The sequence below is a fragment of the Gillisia sp. JM1 genome (genome assembly GCF_000424645.1).
Classification (GTDB): Bacteria; Bacteroidota; Bacteroidia; order Flavobacteriales; family Flavobacteriaceae; genus Gillisia.
On the sequence record NZ_KE384218.1, the window covers coordinates 983,627 to 996,810 of the forward strand.

Genomic DNA, 13,184 nt, shown 5'->3' on the forward strand with positions numbered 1-13,184 from the left:
ATTTAATTTTTGTAAGTTGGCATAATATTTGGAAAATAATTAACATTCTTTTAAATCTAAATCTTTTTATGACGTACAAAATCCTAACCGTAATTACTTTCCTTACTTTTTCCTTTGCTTTTACAACTACCGAGAACCTTGAGGCGACCAACATCGCAGAAGAGCCGATTGCATTTGTGGAACCTATCGAAGTTAATTTAACTATAGAAGAAGAAATAAATAAGGCATACACAGATTTTGTTGAAAATAACAGCAGTGTACCAGACTTAGATAGTTTTAAGAACGGAGTGATGGGATATTATAAATTATCTGATCAAAATGCAATTGAAAAAAATATTCTTACAATTATAGACTTCACACTTTCATCTACTAAAAAAAGAATGTGGGTTTTAGATATGACTAATAATAAAGTGTTATTTAACACGGTTGTTGCGCATGGTAAAAATACGGGTAACGAGTTTGCAACCAAGTTTTCTAATAAGGTAAATTCTTTACAGAGTTCTTTAGGTTTTTACGTTACAGCAGAAACTTATTACGGTAAAAATGGATATTCCATGTTTATAGATGGAATGGAAAAGGAATTTAATTCTAAAGCTCGTGAGCGCTACGTTGTTGTTCACGGTGCCAGTTATGCAAATCCTTCTTTTGCAAGTAAATTAGGAAGACTAGGAAGAAGTTATGGCTGTCCTGCTTTGCCAACCGCTCTAAATAATGACATTATAGATGTTATAAAAAACAAGTCGGTTATCTATATTCACTCCGCAGACAAGACTTATTTAAAGAATTCTAGAATGATCAAGGCTTAGAAACCTTATTTAATTCTTCTATGATCTTTTCGTCGTAATTGTAGATGTCTTCTGTAAATCTAGGCTTAGCATTTTCTATCCAAGCAGTCCAATATAAATGATGAACTGTCACTCTTTGATCCATCTGAACCTGTTTTAGCTTACCTTTTTCGAGGATCTCATTAATTTTTTCTGAATTATAATTTGACTGATCGCTTAAAAGATATTCAACAAGTTCCATTACATTCTCTACTCTAATACAGCCAGAACTTTGCGCTCTGGAGTTACGTGCAAAAAGTGATTTTGAAGGCGTGTCGTGTAAATAGATCAAATGTTTGTTGGGATATATAATTTTTACTTTCCCTAGTGGATTAGAACTTCCCGGTTTTTGCCTATATGTATAGGATCTTACTTTGTTGCTATTCCAATCCACATCATTAAGATTCAATAATTCTTCATTGGAACTATAAACGTCAATATTTTTTCGTTTAAGATAACTCGAGTCTTTTCTCACTCCCGGAATTACGTCTTTATTTTTTATAGTAGGAGGGATCGTCCAATTGGGATTAAAAACTATATATTCTATCTCATCTGAAAAAATCGGTGTTTTTCTAAGGTCGGTACCCACCATTATTTTATGACTACTTATAATCTTATTATCCTTTAACACCTCTAAATGATAATTGGCAATATTCACAAGGATATACTGTTCTCCTAAATCCCTAGGATACCAGCGCCAACGTTCCAGATTTGCCAAAACCTGATTGTAACGGGCTTTATAATCTATATTCAGTAATTTTATGGTGCTGTTCCCCACGATCCCATCAGATAACAAACCATTTTCAAGCTGAATTTGCTTAATAGCATCTTGCACTGGTTGTGAATAATCATTAGTAAATGGGTCTATATCTTTTAAATAACCCAAAAACATTAATCTGAATTTGATCTTTTGTAATCGGGCATCTTGCATTCCAGGCTTTATCATTTCTCCACCATCAATCTCCTTAAATTCAACGGAGTCTTTCAGCTTCTCTTTATACTCTTTTAAAGAGACTATGAGCTGACTATAAACAGGATTATTTGGCCTTAGCTTATTAAACGCAATTTCTAGATCATTTTTAGCAAGCGCATCATTAAGAAGAACGCTAAGATTCGCTTGATTTTTTGGAAGATCAAAGATCTCATGAATTTTTTGTGGATTTGTTTTACCATTTAGCAAGTGACTACTAAATTTAAAAAAAGCGTCAGTAAGTAAAATGTCATACCTGCTCTTTTCATTATTGTTCTGGGAGTTCAGACTACCTTCTATCGCTTCAATTTCGTTACCATGATAATCTTTAAAATAAAGACCTTCAGCTTCAGCCTTTTTTAGTGTTTCAATAAAACCTTCCCGTAATTCATTATTACTCCATGTGGGTAGATATTCTTTTTCCTCATAGAATTTCTTTACAGAGTCACTTAAAAATAATTCATCTGATTTAGGACTAGATAGAATTTTTGAAATAGAATTTTTAGTCCCAAGAGTAGTTTTCTCAGAAGGCTCTTCGGATTGGTTCAGATCATTGGCGTCTTCGTACTTATTTTTACAACTAAAGATTCCAAGCATAAGTAGTACGCCTATAAGGAATACTTTTTTAGTAACCAGATCTAGGGTTTTTAGTGATCTCATACTTCTATTTATTCTTGCTTTCAAAATGTTTGAACATTACAACATGTTCGCAAACACCAGGTACTTCAAACTTTTGTCCAAAACTTTCGTAGCCATGTTTTTTATAGAAATCTTTGGCATTAACTCGGGCATTGAACCATAAAAATGGATCATGATCTTCCTGTTTTATTTTAGATTCTCCTTCTTTTAAAAGTAAGCTGCCTAAACCTTGTCCTTTATACTTGGGTAAAATTGCCATTCCTCTAAGTTGAAACTGGGCAATGGGATCAAAAAAAGGGTTGCTGTTTTTCATAAAACTAGCAACCCCAATTAAATTTTCATCCTTATATAGGCCTAAGTGAAATGTTCCTTTGGAATCATCTCCAGCGAAATAGCATTCTGTAACAGGTCTTCCCGGTCTCAAAACGTCATTTCTCACTGTATAGGTAGCGCTAGCAGAAATTAATCGGATAGTGTAAGTAGCGCTCATGTTAAAGAATTAACTTGCTAAGACGTCTCTGTATTCTTTATGTTCATCGAATTTAACTTCAGCAAAAGGACAAAGAGGATTAATTTTATAGTTGTTCTCTCTAGCATATTCTACGCTTCTTTTTAAAAGCATAGATGCCAATCCTTTTCCTTCCAATTCAGATCTAGTTTCAGTATGATCTATAACTAAAATACCATTTTCTTGCTTTGTGTAGGTGAGTTCAGAAGTTATTCCTTTATCATCTTCGAAATAGAACATACCACGGGTATCATTCTCTTTGTGTTTTATTTCCTGTTTCATAATTTAATTTTTAAAGACACCGTCTACAATTCCGTATGCAATAGATTCATCTGCATCCATCCAATAATCACGGTTGAAATCCTTAAGTACTTTTTCGATCTTCTGACCGCAATTTTCAGAAAGGATTTTCGCACTGATGTCTTTTATTTTTAATATTTCAGCAGCCTGAATTTCGATATTAGAAGCCTGTCCACGGGCTCCTCCGCTTGGTTGATGGATCATTACTTTAGCTAATGGCTGAATGAATCTTTTTCCTTTGGTTCCTCCAGAAAGTAAAATAGATCCCATAGATGCTGCTAATCCACTACAAATTGTAGAAATTGGACTCCTAAGCGATTTCATAGTATCATAAACAGCAAATCCATCGGTTACAAAACCTCCAGGACTATTTATAAAAAATTGTATTTCTTTATCTGAAATGGCATCTAAGTAAAGTAACCTATCTATCACGTGCTTAGCAGATTTACCATCTACTTGCCCCCACATAAATACCTTTCGTTGCTCTATGAATTTTTCGTCTATAAGGTCTTGGATTTTTCCAGGTTTATTTTTCATGAGTAATTGATTCTAATTTTTAATTAAAGCTAAAATTATGACTAATTTCGCAGAAAACGGTAGGATGGAATTATCAATTAACAAGATTTTAAAGAAAGATATGGATTTGGTTGTTCCACTAATTATGGAATTGTCTGAATATCAAACAGAAGAATCATTATTGAAATCCAGAATGGAAGAAATGTTCGAGCAAAATTATGAGTGCTTTGCCATTTATTTAAATGGAGAAGTTATAGGAACTTTTGGTCTTTGGCTCATGACTCGCCATTATGCCGGGAAATCTTGTGAAGCTGATCACGTTTTTATTAAGTCGGAATTCCAAAACAGAGGTTTTGGAAAAGAAATATTTGAATATATTTTTGATTACGCAAAAGGGAAAGGATGTGAAATGCAAGAGTTAAACGCTTATGTCCAGAACTTTAAGTCTCATAAATTTTATATGAATTTGGGCTACGTAATTAAGGGCTATCATTTTTTAAAAAAGCTGTAATTTTTTTTGGAAGTTGAAAAGTTTAAGGATTATATTTGCACTGTCTTGCGAAAGTAGCTCAGTTGGTAGAGCGTCAGCCTTCCAAGCTGAATGTCGCCGGTTCGAACCCGGTCTTTCGCTCTAAAACCTTCCTGATTCAGGGAGGTTTTTTTTATTTAAAACTATATTAAATTTAGAGTAGATATATAGGGTGAGAAGCCTGTCCTGAGGGCAGTCGAAGGGAACCCGGTCTTTCGCTCTAACCTTTCGTGATCATCCCCTCCTAAATCCTCCCGAAGGGAAGGACTTTCAACTTTGCTTTTTTGAACTTCTCCCTAAAAGTTATTATTTCGCGTTGAGTGATTTGATATCTGGAATTCCTTGGCTCCCTTCCCTTTGGGAAAAGCCGGTGTTGGGATGAGTGAGGACTTTCAACTTTGCTTTTTTGAACTTCTCCCTGAAAGTTATTATTTCGCGTTGAGTGATTTGATATCTGGAATTCCTTGGCTCCCTTCCCTTTGGGAAAGGTCGGTGTTGGGATGAGGGAGGACTTTTAACCCTAGTCCTTTATACTTTTCCCTAAATGCTATTATTTCACGTTGAGTGATTCTAATATCTAAATCTCATTTGCTCCCTTCCCTTTGGGAAGGGCTGGGGTTGGGATGAGGGAGGACTTTCAACTTACTTCTTTGAACTTTGCCCTAAGGTTTTTGTTTTTGCTTGAATAATTCTGCTATTTATAAAAAAAAATTGCTCCCTTCCCCTAGGGAAGGGATGGGGTTGGGATGAGGTAAGACTTTTAACTTTACTCCTTTTAACTATTTTAAAAAATAGAGAAACCTGTGAGTGTGGTCAACTTTTCTAAGGCTGCCATTCCCAATTCAGAATTGCCTTTCGGGTTTAAAATCGGGCTCCAGACAGCGACAGAAAACTGGGAAGGATGAATAGCGACAATACCACCACCAACACCACTTTTTCCGGGTAAGCCGACTTCAAAACTAAACTCGCCTGCTTCATCATAAAATCCGCAGGTTTGCATCAGAGCATTTATACGTTTAACCCTTTTTTTTGAAATAATTTTTTCTTCGGTCCCTAATAATTTTCCTTCGTTCGCAAATAACATAAAAGCCTTTGCCAGTTCCTCACAGGACATTGTTAAAGAGCATTGATGAAAATAGAAATCTAATATGGGTTCTACATCGTTTTTAATATTTCCTAAAGCCTTCATATAATTTACCAAACCATAATTTCTATAACCGGTGGATTTTTCAGATTCAGCAACCTTAAGGTTATAATTTATCTCATTGTTACCCGAAAGTTTCCTTACAAATTCCAAAAGATCGTTTTTGGGGTCATCTAAATTAGACACCAAAATATCGGCTATTACTAATGCTCCGGCATTTATAAAAGGATTTCTAGGCACACCTTGTTCATACTCTAATTGGGTCAAGGAATTAAAAGGGTCACCAGATGGTTCTACATCTACACGTTCCCACAATGATTCTCCCAGGATCTGCATTGCCATAGTTAAAGTAAAAACCTTGGAAATACTCTGTATAGAAAATTTTTCTTGGCTATCCCCAAAAGAATAGTGACCAGAATTTCTGCAATAGAGATGCATCCCAAATTTTTTAGGATCTACTTTTGCCAGTTCAGGAATAAATGATGCAACTTTACCAATAGCATTGTGATAGCTTGTATCTTCATGAATAGTATTGAGAATCTTTTGATAATCCATTTTATATAATTTCAGAGAGATTGCTATTGGAGACTAATTCTGATGGTTCTTTGCCAACTGTAAAGATCCTTGCAGAAAGACTGCCTCTTAGAGTAATATTTTCACCTTTAATTTCTAACCAACTTCCTTCTCTAATACCAACAACTGGTTGAGTATTTATAGTGTGAAATTCTTTGATTCTGGTTTCACGAGTTTCACCCTTGTGTTTCGAATTAAGATCTGGATCTAAATAATGTGGGTTTATATTAAAAGGAACAATTCCCAATGTTTTAAAACTTGGCGGGTATATTATAGGCATGTCATTGGTGGTTTGCATTGTAAGACCTCCAATATTGGTTCCTGCACTGCTGCCAAGATAAGGAGTTCCCGCTAAAATTTTTTCTCGCAAAGGCATCATTAAATTATTCCGATGTAATTTATCCACCAACAAAAAAGTGTTTCCTCCACCTGTAAATATGCCTTTAGCTTCTTTTAGAGCTTGCTCTTTATCTTCAAATTCGTGTAAGCCTTTTACATTTATAGAAATAGTTTCAAAAGCTTTTTTTGCTATAGATGTATATTCCTCATGTGTAATTCCTCCAGGTCTGGCGAAGGGAATAAAAAGTATTTCGCTACAATTCGTAAAGAGCTTAGCAATTTCTGGCAATAAGTAAGATAAATATTGTTGTCCGTGCAAAGTGGAAGTACTTGCTAGTATGGCATTTTTCATTCACTAATTTTTGTAAATTTAAGTATTGTGACGCTTTAACCAAAGTTTAAGTAAACCTTGTTATATTTATTTCGTCTTAAATTGTTTCTTTAAACAAATCATTTCTATGAAAAAACTTACCCTCCTATTTGTTGTCTTCTTTTTTGTGCAGTTTGCCTATGCACAATCTAATGATAGAATTAATATAAGTGGCTCTATTGAAGTTCCTGCAGGGGAAGACCCCCAAGGAATAAGTGTTTTTAATATCAATTCTAAGGAAGGAACAATTTCTAATTCTGAAGGTAAATTTGTTATTAATGTTGCAGAAAATGACAGTATTAAGTTTTTTGCTGTTCAGTTTCAGGAATTTTTGGTGGTAATAGATAAACGTGTTCTGGAAAGCAAAAAATTGAATATCTATGTTAGTGAGCTGGTAAATAGACTTCCCGAAGTGCTGGTTTCTCCATATGATCTCACTGGAGAATTGAATGTTGACATAGAAAAATTAGAAGTGATCCAGTTACCTGTTAATATTGATGTTGGTATCCCACAAGGTGAATTTGCCAATGTAGAGAATGTAGCGAATTTTGGGAAAGCACCAAAAAATCAAGCTTTGGCTTTTAATCAGACCAGATTAGTAAATGGTATCAATTTTGTTAATCTGTTTAAACTTTTGTTAATAACTAACAAGAAAAATGATATTTCTAATCCATATTCTAATTCTTATGAAGAAATAGATGTTGAATTAAGACAATTATATAACGACCAGTTCTTTAAAGATAATTTTAATATTGATTTAGAAAACATCTCAGATTTTATCTTATATGCAGATGGAAATGGTTTGGATGAAGAAATGTTGAGAAAAGGAAATGAATTAGATCTTATTGATTTTTTAATGGAGCAGAGCAAAAAATATAAAAAGCAGCTAAATAAAAATTAACCTTCATCTTAAAAAATAGTATGCGAAATGAAATTTATCTAAAAGTAATTGCCCTACTATTATTAACTATTTCTCCTCTAATAGCTCAAGAAAACACCCAACTTAGCGGAAGCGTCTTTGCACCTAATCTTGACGGAGCTTCCGTTCATATTATAAATTCTACACAAAAAACAGGAACTGTAAATTCAGATTCAGGATCGTTCCAGATCTTGGTGAGAGAAAATGATGAACTTTTGTTTTCTTCCGTTCAATATAAAAATGTTACAATACTCATTACTTCAGAAATAATTAAAAAGAGAATTTTAGATGTTTCCTTAGAAGAAGATCTAAATGTGCTTGATGAAGTAAATATTAGTAACATAAATCTTACCGGAAATATTAATACAGATATCGCTCAGATACCAATTGTTCGGGATTTGCCGGTAAATTTCTCTATTGGGGATATAAACAACATGAGATTTGAATCGGATATAAACGATCCTCAAAAGGCTCCTTTAAATCTAGCGTTAGGCCAGCGGCCGGGTCTTCCCGGTGCTGATGTTATAGGAATTATTGAATTAATACTTAGCCCAATACTTCCAGATCCGAAACCACCTGAGATAAAACTGAATTTTAATAAATACAAAAAAAATAGTGATATAATAGCGCATTTACGTGAAATTTTCGACGAGAAATTCTTTACTGAAACCTTGACGATTAAAAAGGATTTTATAGATGATTTTATATATTATGCAAATGATAATGGATTGGGAGTAATTTTGGTGAAACCGAAAAATCAGTTTGCATTGATCGAATTTTTGATAGAGCAAAGTGAAATTTATAACAAGAGCAAATTGGGGCTTAATTAGTTTTTATAGTTCTTGAAGATTCCTTCAAATTTAGTTTTTATTTATAGCTAAATTATTTATTTACAACCCCTTATATTCTTTCTTGAATAATTATTAAAAATTTATTCTCTCTTTTTGGAACATTTTTTGCTTTTAGTTTACTTATAGACTTATAAGGTGTCTTTATTATATTTCCTTAATTTTTTAATATTTTATGAAAATCAAATTTTTCTTACCCATTATTTGTGTTTTAATGTTAATGTCTTTCTCAGTAGCGCATAAATTCTACGTAAGCGTTACAGAAATTGAATACAACGAAAAAGCTGAAAGCCTTCAGATAATTTCCCGAGTTTTTATAGATGATATGGAAGATTTGCTTCAAACAAGATATGACAAAAACATCAGATTAGGGAAAACCAACGAAAGTTCTTCTGTTCCAAACCATTTAAAAAAATATCTCAACGAAAAAATTGAAGTTAAGATAGATGGAAGGTTAACCGAAGTCAATTATTTAGGAAAGGAATATGAGGACGATATGCTTTTGGTTTATCTTGAAATTCCAAAAATCACTTCCTTCAAAAAAATAATAATTAAAAATGCAATTTTAACAGATATGTTTAGCGAGCAAAAAAATCTGGTGCACGTTAACTATAAAGGTTCAACTAAAAGTTTGATCCTTAATAAAGCCAAGCAGGAAGATGTGTTAAATTTTAACAATTGAATTGTAAGGCTATAATTAATACTTATTTTTAGCAACATTAAAAAATCAACAAAGAACAAATGAGAAAATTTAAATCTGCCATGTTGGTATTTTTCTTAGTTCTTTCTACTGGAATGTATGCTCAGGAAACTGAAGCTCCAAAGGAAGAAGTTAAGGAAATGGGCCACACCAATCAAAACAAATTCAAACAACTTTATGAGGAGTTTTCAACTCCAAATCAATACAGAGCAGCTTCTGGCGCTCCTGGTTCTGCATACTACCAGAATCAAGCCGATTATAAAATGGACATTGAGTTAGATGATAAAACTCAAAAGCTTACCGGGGTAGAAACAATTACCTATCATAATAATTCCCCAGATGATTTAGAATATTTATGGGTTCAGTTAGATCAGAATATCCGTACCAAAAACTCTGTTGCATTAGAGAAGAACGGTAGTGGTATAGCTGCAGTTAATGAACCAGGGACTTTTGCAAATCAATTTTTGGACGAGCCTTTCGATGGTGGTTTCAATATAGAGTCTGTTACTAAAGATGGAAAAGCTCTTGCTCACAGTATTAATTTTACAATGATGCGTGTAGACTTGCCACAACCTTTAAAGGCTGGTGAGAGCACTTCATTTTCTATTAAATGGTGGTACAATGTAAATAATCATGTTACCGATAGAGCTAGATCTGGATACGAACATTTTCGTGAAGACGGGAACAATGTATATGTAATCGCTCAATTCTTTCCAAGAATGGCAGTTTATAATGATGTAGAAGGATGGCAGAATATGCAGTTTTGGGGTAATGGAGAGTTTGCGCTTCCATTTGGTAATTATGAAGTGAATATTACTGTTCCTGCAGATCATATCTTAGATGGAACTGGTGAAATTCAGAATAGAAAAGATGTTTATACCAAAGACATGATGAAAAGGTATGAGCAAGCTAAAAAATCTTACGACAAGCCTGTAATTATTGTTACTCAGGCTGAAGCAGAAGCTGCTGAGAAACAATTTTCAGACAAAAAGAAAACATGGAAGCTTAAGGCTACTATGGTGAGAGATTTTGCATTCTCTACTTCAAGAAGATTTGTGGTAGACATGATGAATGTAGATGTTATGGGGAAAGATGTAATGGCTGTTTCTATGTATCCAAAAGAAGGGAATCCTTTATGGGAAGAATATTCTACTAGAGCAGTAGCTACGACCTTAACTTCTTACTCTAAGCATACTTTTCAATATCCATATCATAAAGCAATTTCTGTACATGCAAAGAATCAAGGGATGGAATATCCAATGATCTGTTGGAATTATGGGCGTCCTGAAGAAGATGGTACTTATAGTGACCGTGTGAAATTTGGGATGATAAGTGTGATTATCCATGAAGTTGGACACAACTTTTTTCCAATGATCGTAAATTCTGATGAACGCCAGTGGGGTTGGATGGATGAAGGTTTAGATACTTTTATGCAATATTTAGCTGAACAGGATTTTGCGAAAGAATATCCTGCAGCAATTTCACCAGAAACTGCCTATCCATCAAGAAGAGGGATGCCTGCTAAAATTGTTCCTTATATGAAGGGAGATCAAAAGTATATTGCACCTATCATGTCTAATCCAGAGAATGTATTCCAATTAGGAAACAACGCTTATGGAAAGCCTGCAACAGCATTAAATATTTTAAGAGAAACAGTAATGGGGCATGAGCTTTTTGACTTTTCTTTTAAAACCTATGCACAACGTTGGAAGTTTAAACATCCAACCCCAGAAGATTTCTTTAGAACTATGGAAGACGCTTCTGGCGTAGATCTAGATTGGTTTTGGAGAGGTTGGTTCTATGGTACAGACTATGTAGATATAGGAGTTAAAAATGTGAAGAAATATTTCGTTACAGACAAAGCGACCAAAGAAGGCTTAGCGATGTTAGAAAGTTATGGAGTTACAGATCCAGAAAGTATGGATTTTGTATATGTAGTAGAAGAAGGAAGTGATGAATATTCTGCAGATATGAAATCTAAGAGCCTTCTAGAAAATGCTCCAAAATTACAGGAATATTTAATGGATAATTTTACTGCTGAAGAGCGTGCGAAAATGAAATCTCCTAAATATTTTTACGAGATCACTTTCGATAAGCCGGGTGGATTGGTAATGCCTTTGATAGTTGAATACACCTATGCAGATGGAACTACTAAAAATATAACCTATCCAGTGCAAGTTTGGAGAAAGAATGACTCTGAAGTCAGTAAGGCAATTGCAAGTGATAAGGAGATTACTAAAGTAGTAATAGATCCTAACATGGAAACTGCCGATGTGAATCTAGATAATAACAGCTGGCCTCAAGAAGCTAAAGACAGTAAATTTGAGCAGTTTAAGAAAGAAGATGGAGAGTAATTCTTCAGAAAAATAAATTAAGCCGACTTTAACGAGTCGGCTTCTTTTTTTAATAGATATTGTGATTATCTTTGTTCCTATGATAACAATTCCATTATTTATAAGTGGTGCCGAAATTGGTTTTATAATATTTATATTAATCATGGTTTTTGGTGCCGATAAAATACCAGACATCGCTAGAGGTCTAGGTAAAGGTATGCGTACTTTAAAAAATGCTTCTAACGACATTAAAAGTGAAATCACTAAAAGTGCCGATAAACAAGGTATTAATAAAGATGTCTCCAACGATGTTAAAAATGAAATTAGCAAAGTAAAAGAGGACTTAGACGAAATAACAGGATCTATAAAACGTAGGTTTTAATGTTAGACCAGTTAAATAAATGGGACAGGGAACTGTTTATTTATTTAAATAGTATTGGAATTGAAGAATACGATAGTTTTTGGATCTTCGCGACCAATATCAAACATTGGATACCACTATATATACTTTTTTTTATTCTATTTTTTATTGCTTTTCACAAGAAGAAAGCACTTTTCAATTCTGCGTTCTTATTATCCTCATTTCTTACCACCTTGGCGTTCACTAATTTCGTGAAAGGTTTTGCAGCAAGACTCAGGCCTAATAATGATCCCAAATTATTGGATATTATTAGAATTTTACAAACCCCAACTAATTATAGCTTCTTTTCAGGACACGCTTCCTCTTCTTTCGTGGTTACTACTTTTGTGGTGCTAAGTCTAAGAGAAAAATATAAGTGGATATATGTAGTTTATATCTGGCCAATTATATTTGTTTTAAGCCGAGTCTATGTGGGTGTTCATTATCCTTTAGATCTTTTAGTAGGTGGGATGGTAGGTTTGATCTTTGGCTATATATTCTATGAATTATATCTTTTAGCAGGAAAAAGATTCTATTAAGCTTTCTTTCGGCTTAAGCTCAATCCATCCCTTATAGGTAATAGCACGGTTTCTAATCTGGCATCTGTTGCTACCAGATTATTGTACTCTAAAAGCGCTTTCGTAGACACGTCATCTTTCTTTAAGGTTTCTACCACCTTGCCACTCCACAATACATTATCTGTAAGTAAAATACCCCCAGGATTTAATTTATCTATTATAAGGTCGAAATAAGCAGGATAATTAGGCTTGTCTGCATCCATAAATACAAGATCAAATTTCATATCTAAATTTGGTAGAATTTCTAAAGCTTTGCCTAAATGTTGATGAATTTTATCTCTATAACCAGAAAGCTCAAAATATTTATTCTGAATAGATTGCAACTCTTCATTGACATCTAAAGTGTGAATTTCTCCATTCTCCTTTAAACCTTCAGCTAAACAAATTGCCGAATATCCTGTATAAGTTCCTAATTCCAATATGGTTGTTGGATTAATTATTTTAGAGAGAATGCTAAGTAATCGCCCTTGGTAATGTCCGCTAAGCATTCGAGGCTGCAAGATTTTCTGATACGTTTCTCTGGTTAATTGCGCTAAAATATCAGGCTCTGCCTGGGTGTGAGAAACGGTATAATCATCTATTGCTTCAGGAAGAAAATGCATGGTTGTATATTTTACAGCAAATTTAAACATATCTCCTTTCGTAAAACCTCAAGAATTAAGAATTGTTAATTTTAGTAGCTGAATATTAATGG

The 13,184-nt window shown here is 33.8% G+C and carries 15 protein-coding genes and 1 tRNA gene; 9 read left to right on the forward strand and 7 right to left on the reverse strand.

Going from position 1 to position 13,184, the window contains the following annotated elements; translation table 11 throughout:
* Positions 1-68 precede the first annotated feature (68 nt).
* Positions 69-806, forward strand: a complete 738-nt coding sequence (locus H033_RS0107680) for a murein L,D-transpeptidase catalytic domain family protein (RefSeq protein WP_026837780.1) — start codon at positions 69-71, stop codon at positions 804-806.
* Here the strand turns inward: H033_RS0107680 and H033_RS0107685 are convergent.
* From H033_RS0107685 to H033_RS0107700, 4 genes are read right to left on the reverse strand one after another with little or no spacing between them, the layout of a single operon-like run.
* Positions 796-2,454 (reverse strand): murein L,D-transpeptidase, encoded by a 1,659-nt coding sequence (locus tag H033_RS0107685; protein ID WP_231367576.1) that lies wholly within the window; start codon positions 2,452-2,454, stop codon positions 796-798. The two genes, H033_RS0107680 and H033_RS0107685, sit on opposite strands and share 11 nt — an antisense overlap.
* A gap of 4 nt (positions 2,455-2,458) precedes the next feature.
* Complete coding sequence (locus tag H033_RS0107690; protein ID WP_026837782.1) at positions 2,459-2,923, reverse strand: GNAT family N-acetyltransferase; 465 nt, start codon at positions 2,921-2,923, stop codon at positions 2,459-2,461.
* A 9-nt stretch (positions 2,924-2,932) separates the two neighbouring features.
* A complete protein-coding gene (locus tag H033_RS0107695; RefSeq protein WP_026837783.1) occupies positions 2,933-3,223 on the reverse strand; it encodes a GNAT family N-acetyltransferase in 291 nt (96 codons plus the stop codon).
* Between the two features lie 3 nt (positions 3,224-3,226).
* Positions 3,227-3,778, reverse strand: a complete 552-nt coding sequence (locus H033_RS0107700; RefSeq protein WP_026837784.1) for a ClpP family protease — start codon at positions 3,776-3,778, stop codon at positions 3,227-3,229.
* Positions 3,779-3,842: 64 nt separating this feature from the next.
* Here H033_RS0107700 and H033_RS0107705 point away from each other — a divergent pair, with 64 nt between their 5' ends.
* Both H033_RS0107705 and H033_RS0107710 read left to right on the forward strand, forming a co-directional pair.
* Positions 3,843-4,268, forward strand: a complete 426-nt coding sequence (locus H033_RS0107705; protein WP_026837785.1) for a GNAT family N-acetyltransferase — start codon at positions 3,843-3,845, stop codon at positions 4,266-4,268.
* A 47-nt stretch (positions 4,269-4,315) separates the two neighbouring features.
* Positions 4,316-4,388: transfer RNA gene (locus tag H033_RS0107710), tRNA-Gly, on the forward strand.
* A gap of 682 nt (positions 4,389-5,070) precedes the next feature.
* Here H033_RS0107710 and H033_RS0107720 read toward each other — a convergent pair.
* Together H033_RS0107720 and pepE are read right to left on the reverse strand one after the other, a co-directional pair.
* Positions 5,071-5,985 (reverse strand): glutaminase, encoded by a 915-nt coding sequence (locus H033_RS0107720; RefSeq protein WP_026837786.1) that lies wholly within the window; start codon positions 5,983-5,985, stop codon positions 5,071-5,073.
* A 1-nt stretch (position 5,986) separates the two neighbouring features.
* A complete protein-coding gene (pepE, locus tag H033_RS0107725) occupies positions 5,987-6,694 on the reverse strand; it encodes a dipeptidase PepE (RefSeq protein WP_026837787.1) in 708 nt (235 codons plus the stop codon).
* Positions 6,695-6,800: 106 nt separating this feature from the next.
* Between pepE and H033_RS0107730 the strand changes: the two genes are divergently transcribed.
* The 6 genes from H033_RS0107730 to H033_RS0107755 all read left to right on the forward strand — a co-directional run bounded on the left by H033_RS0107730 (position 6,801) and on the right by H033_RS0107755 (position 12,451).
* Complete coding sequence (locus H033_RS0107730; protein WP_026837788.1) at positions 6,801-7,613, forward strand: hypothetical protein; 813 nt, start codon at positions 6,801-6,803, stop codon at positions 7,611-7,613.
* A 20-nt stretch (positions 7,614-7,633) separates the two neighbouring features.
* Positions 7,634-8,461, forward strand: a complete 828-nt coding sequence (locus tag H033_RS0107735; protein WP_026837789.1) for a hypothetical protein — start codon at positions 7,634-7,636, stop codon at positions 8,459-8,461.
* Between the two features lie 193 nt (positions 8,462-8,654).
* Positions 8,655-9,161 (forward strand): DUF6702 family protein, encoded by a 507-nt coding sequence (locus H033_RS0107740; RefSeq protein ID WP_026837790.1) that lies wholly within the window; start codon positions 8,655-8,657, stop codon positions 9,159-9,161.
* Positions 9,162-9,220: 59 nt separating this feature from the next.
* On the forward strand, positions 9,221-11,533 hold the full coding sequence (locus tag H033_RS0107745; protein ID WP_026837791.1) for a M1 family metallopeptidase: 2,313 nt from the start codon (positions 9,221-9,223) through the stop codon (positions 11,531-11,533).
* Positions 11,534-11,612: 79 nt separating this feature from the next.
* Positions 11,613-11,894, forward strand: coding sequence for a twin-arginine translocase TatA/TatE family subunit (locus tag H033_RS0107750; protein WP_026837792.1), 282 nt, complete (start codon positions 11,613-11,615; stop codon positions 11,892-11,894).
* On the forward strand, positions 11,894-12,451 hold the full coding sequence (locus H033_RS0107755) for a phosphatase PAP2 family protein (protein ID WP_026837793.1): 558 nt from the start codon (positions 11,894-11,896) through the stop codon (positions 12,449-12,451). The genes H033_RS0107750 and H033_RS0107755 overlap by 1 nt, the downstream gene beginning before the upstream one ends.
* Here the strand turns inward: H033_RS0107755 and H033_RS0107760 are convergent.
* Positions 12,448-13,092, reverse strand: a complete 645-nt coding sequence (locus tag H033_RS0107760; protein ID WP_026837794.1) for an O-methyltransferase — start codon at positions 13,090-13,092, stop codon at positions 12,448-12,450. The genes H033_RS0107755 and H033_RS0107760 overlap by 4 nt on opposite strands.
* Between the last annotated feature and the right edge of the window lie 92 nt (positions 13,093-13,184).

Bases quoted from the DNA above. Each gene is read 5' to 3' on its own strand.
- H033_RS0107680 (WP_026837780.1), top strand. From the start codon at position 69: ATGACGTACAAAATCCTAACCGTAATTACTTTCCTTACTTTTTCCTTT.
- H033_RS0107685 (WP_231367576.1), bottom strand. From the start codon at position 2,454: ATGAGATCACTAAAAACCCTAGATCTGGTTACTAAAAAAGTATTCCTT.
- H033_RS0107690 (WP_026837782.1), bottom strand. From the start codon at position 2,923: ATGAGCGCTACTTACACTATCCGATTAATTTCTGCTAGCGCTACCTAT.
- H033_RS0107695 (WP_026837783.1), bottom strand. From the start codon at position 3,223: ATGAAACAGGAAATAAAACACAAAGAGAATGATACCCGTGGTATGTTC.
- H033_RS0107700 (WP_026837784.1), bottom strand. From the start codon at position 3,778: ATGAAAAATAAACCTGGAAAAATCCAAGACCTTATAGACGAAAAATTC.
- H033_RS0107705 (WP_026837785.1), top strand. From the start codon at position 3,843: ATGGAATTATCAATTAACAAGATTTTAAAGAAAGATATGGATTTGGTT.
- H033_RS0107720 (WP_026837786.1), bottom strand. From the start codon at position 5,985: ATGGATTATCAAAAGATTCTCAATACTATTCATGAAGATACAAGCTAT.
- pepE (WP_026837787.1), bottom strand. From the start codon at position 6,694: ATGAAAAATGCCATACTAGCAAGTACTTCCACTTTGCACGGACAACAA.
- H033_RS0107730 (WP_026837788.1), top strand. From the start codon at position 6,801: ATGAAAAAACTTACCCTCCTATTTGTTGTCTTCTTTTTTGTGCAGTTT.
- H033_RS0107735 (WP_026837789.1), top strand. From the start codon at position 7,634: ATGCGAAATGAAATTTATCTAAAAGTAATTGCCCTACTATTATTAACT.
- H033_RS0107740 (WP_026837790.1), top strand. From the start codon at position 8,655: ATGAAAATCAAATTTTTCTTACCCATTATTTGTGTTTTAATGTTAATG.
- H033_RS0107745 (WP_026837791.1), top strand. From the start codon at position 9,221: ATGAGAAAATTTAAATCTGCCATGTTGGTATTTTTCTTAGTTCTTTCT.
- H033_RS0107750 (WP_026837792.1), top strand. From the start codon at position 11,613: ATGATAACAATTCCATTATTTATAAGTGGTGCCGAAATTGGTTTTATA.
- H033_RS0107755 (WP_026837793.1), top strand. From the start codon at position 11,894: ATGTTAGACCAGTTAAATAAATGGGACAGGGAACTGTTTATTTATTTA.
- H033_RS0107760 (WP_026837794.1), bottom strand. From the start codon at position 13,092: ATGCATTTTCTTCCTGAAGCAATAGATGATTATACCGTTTCTCACACC.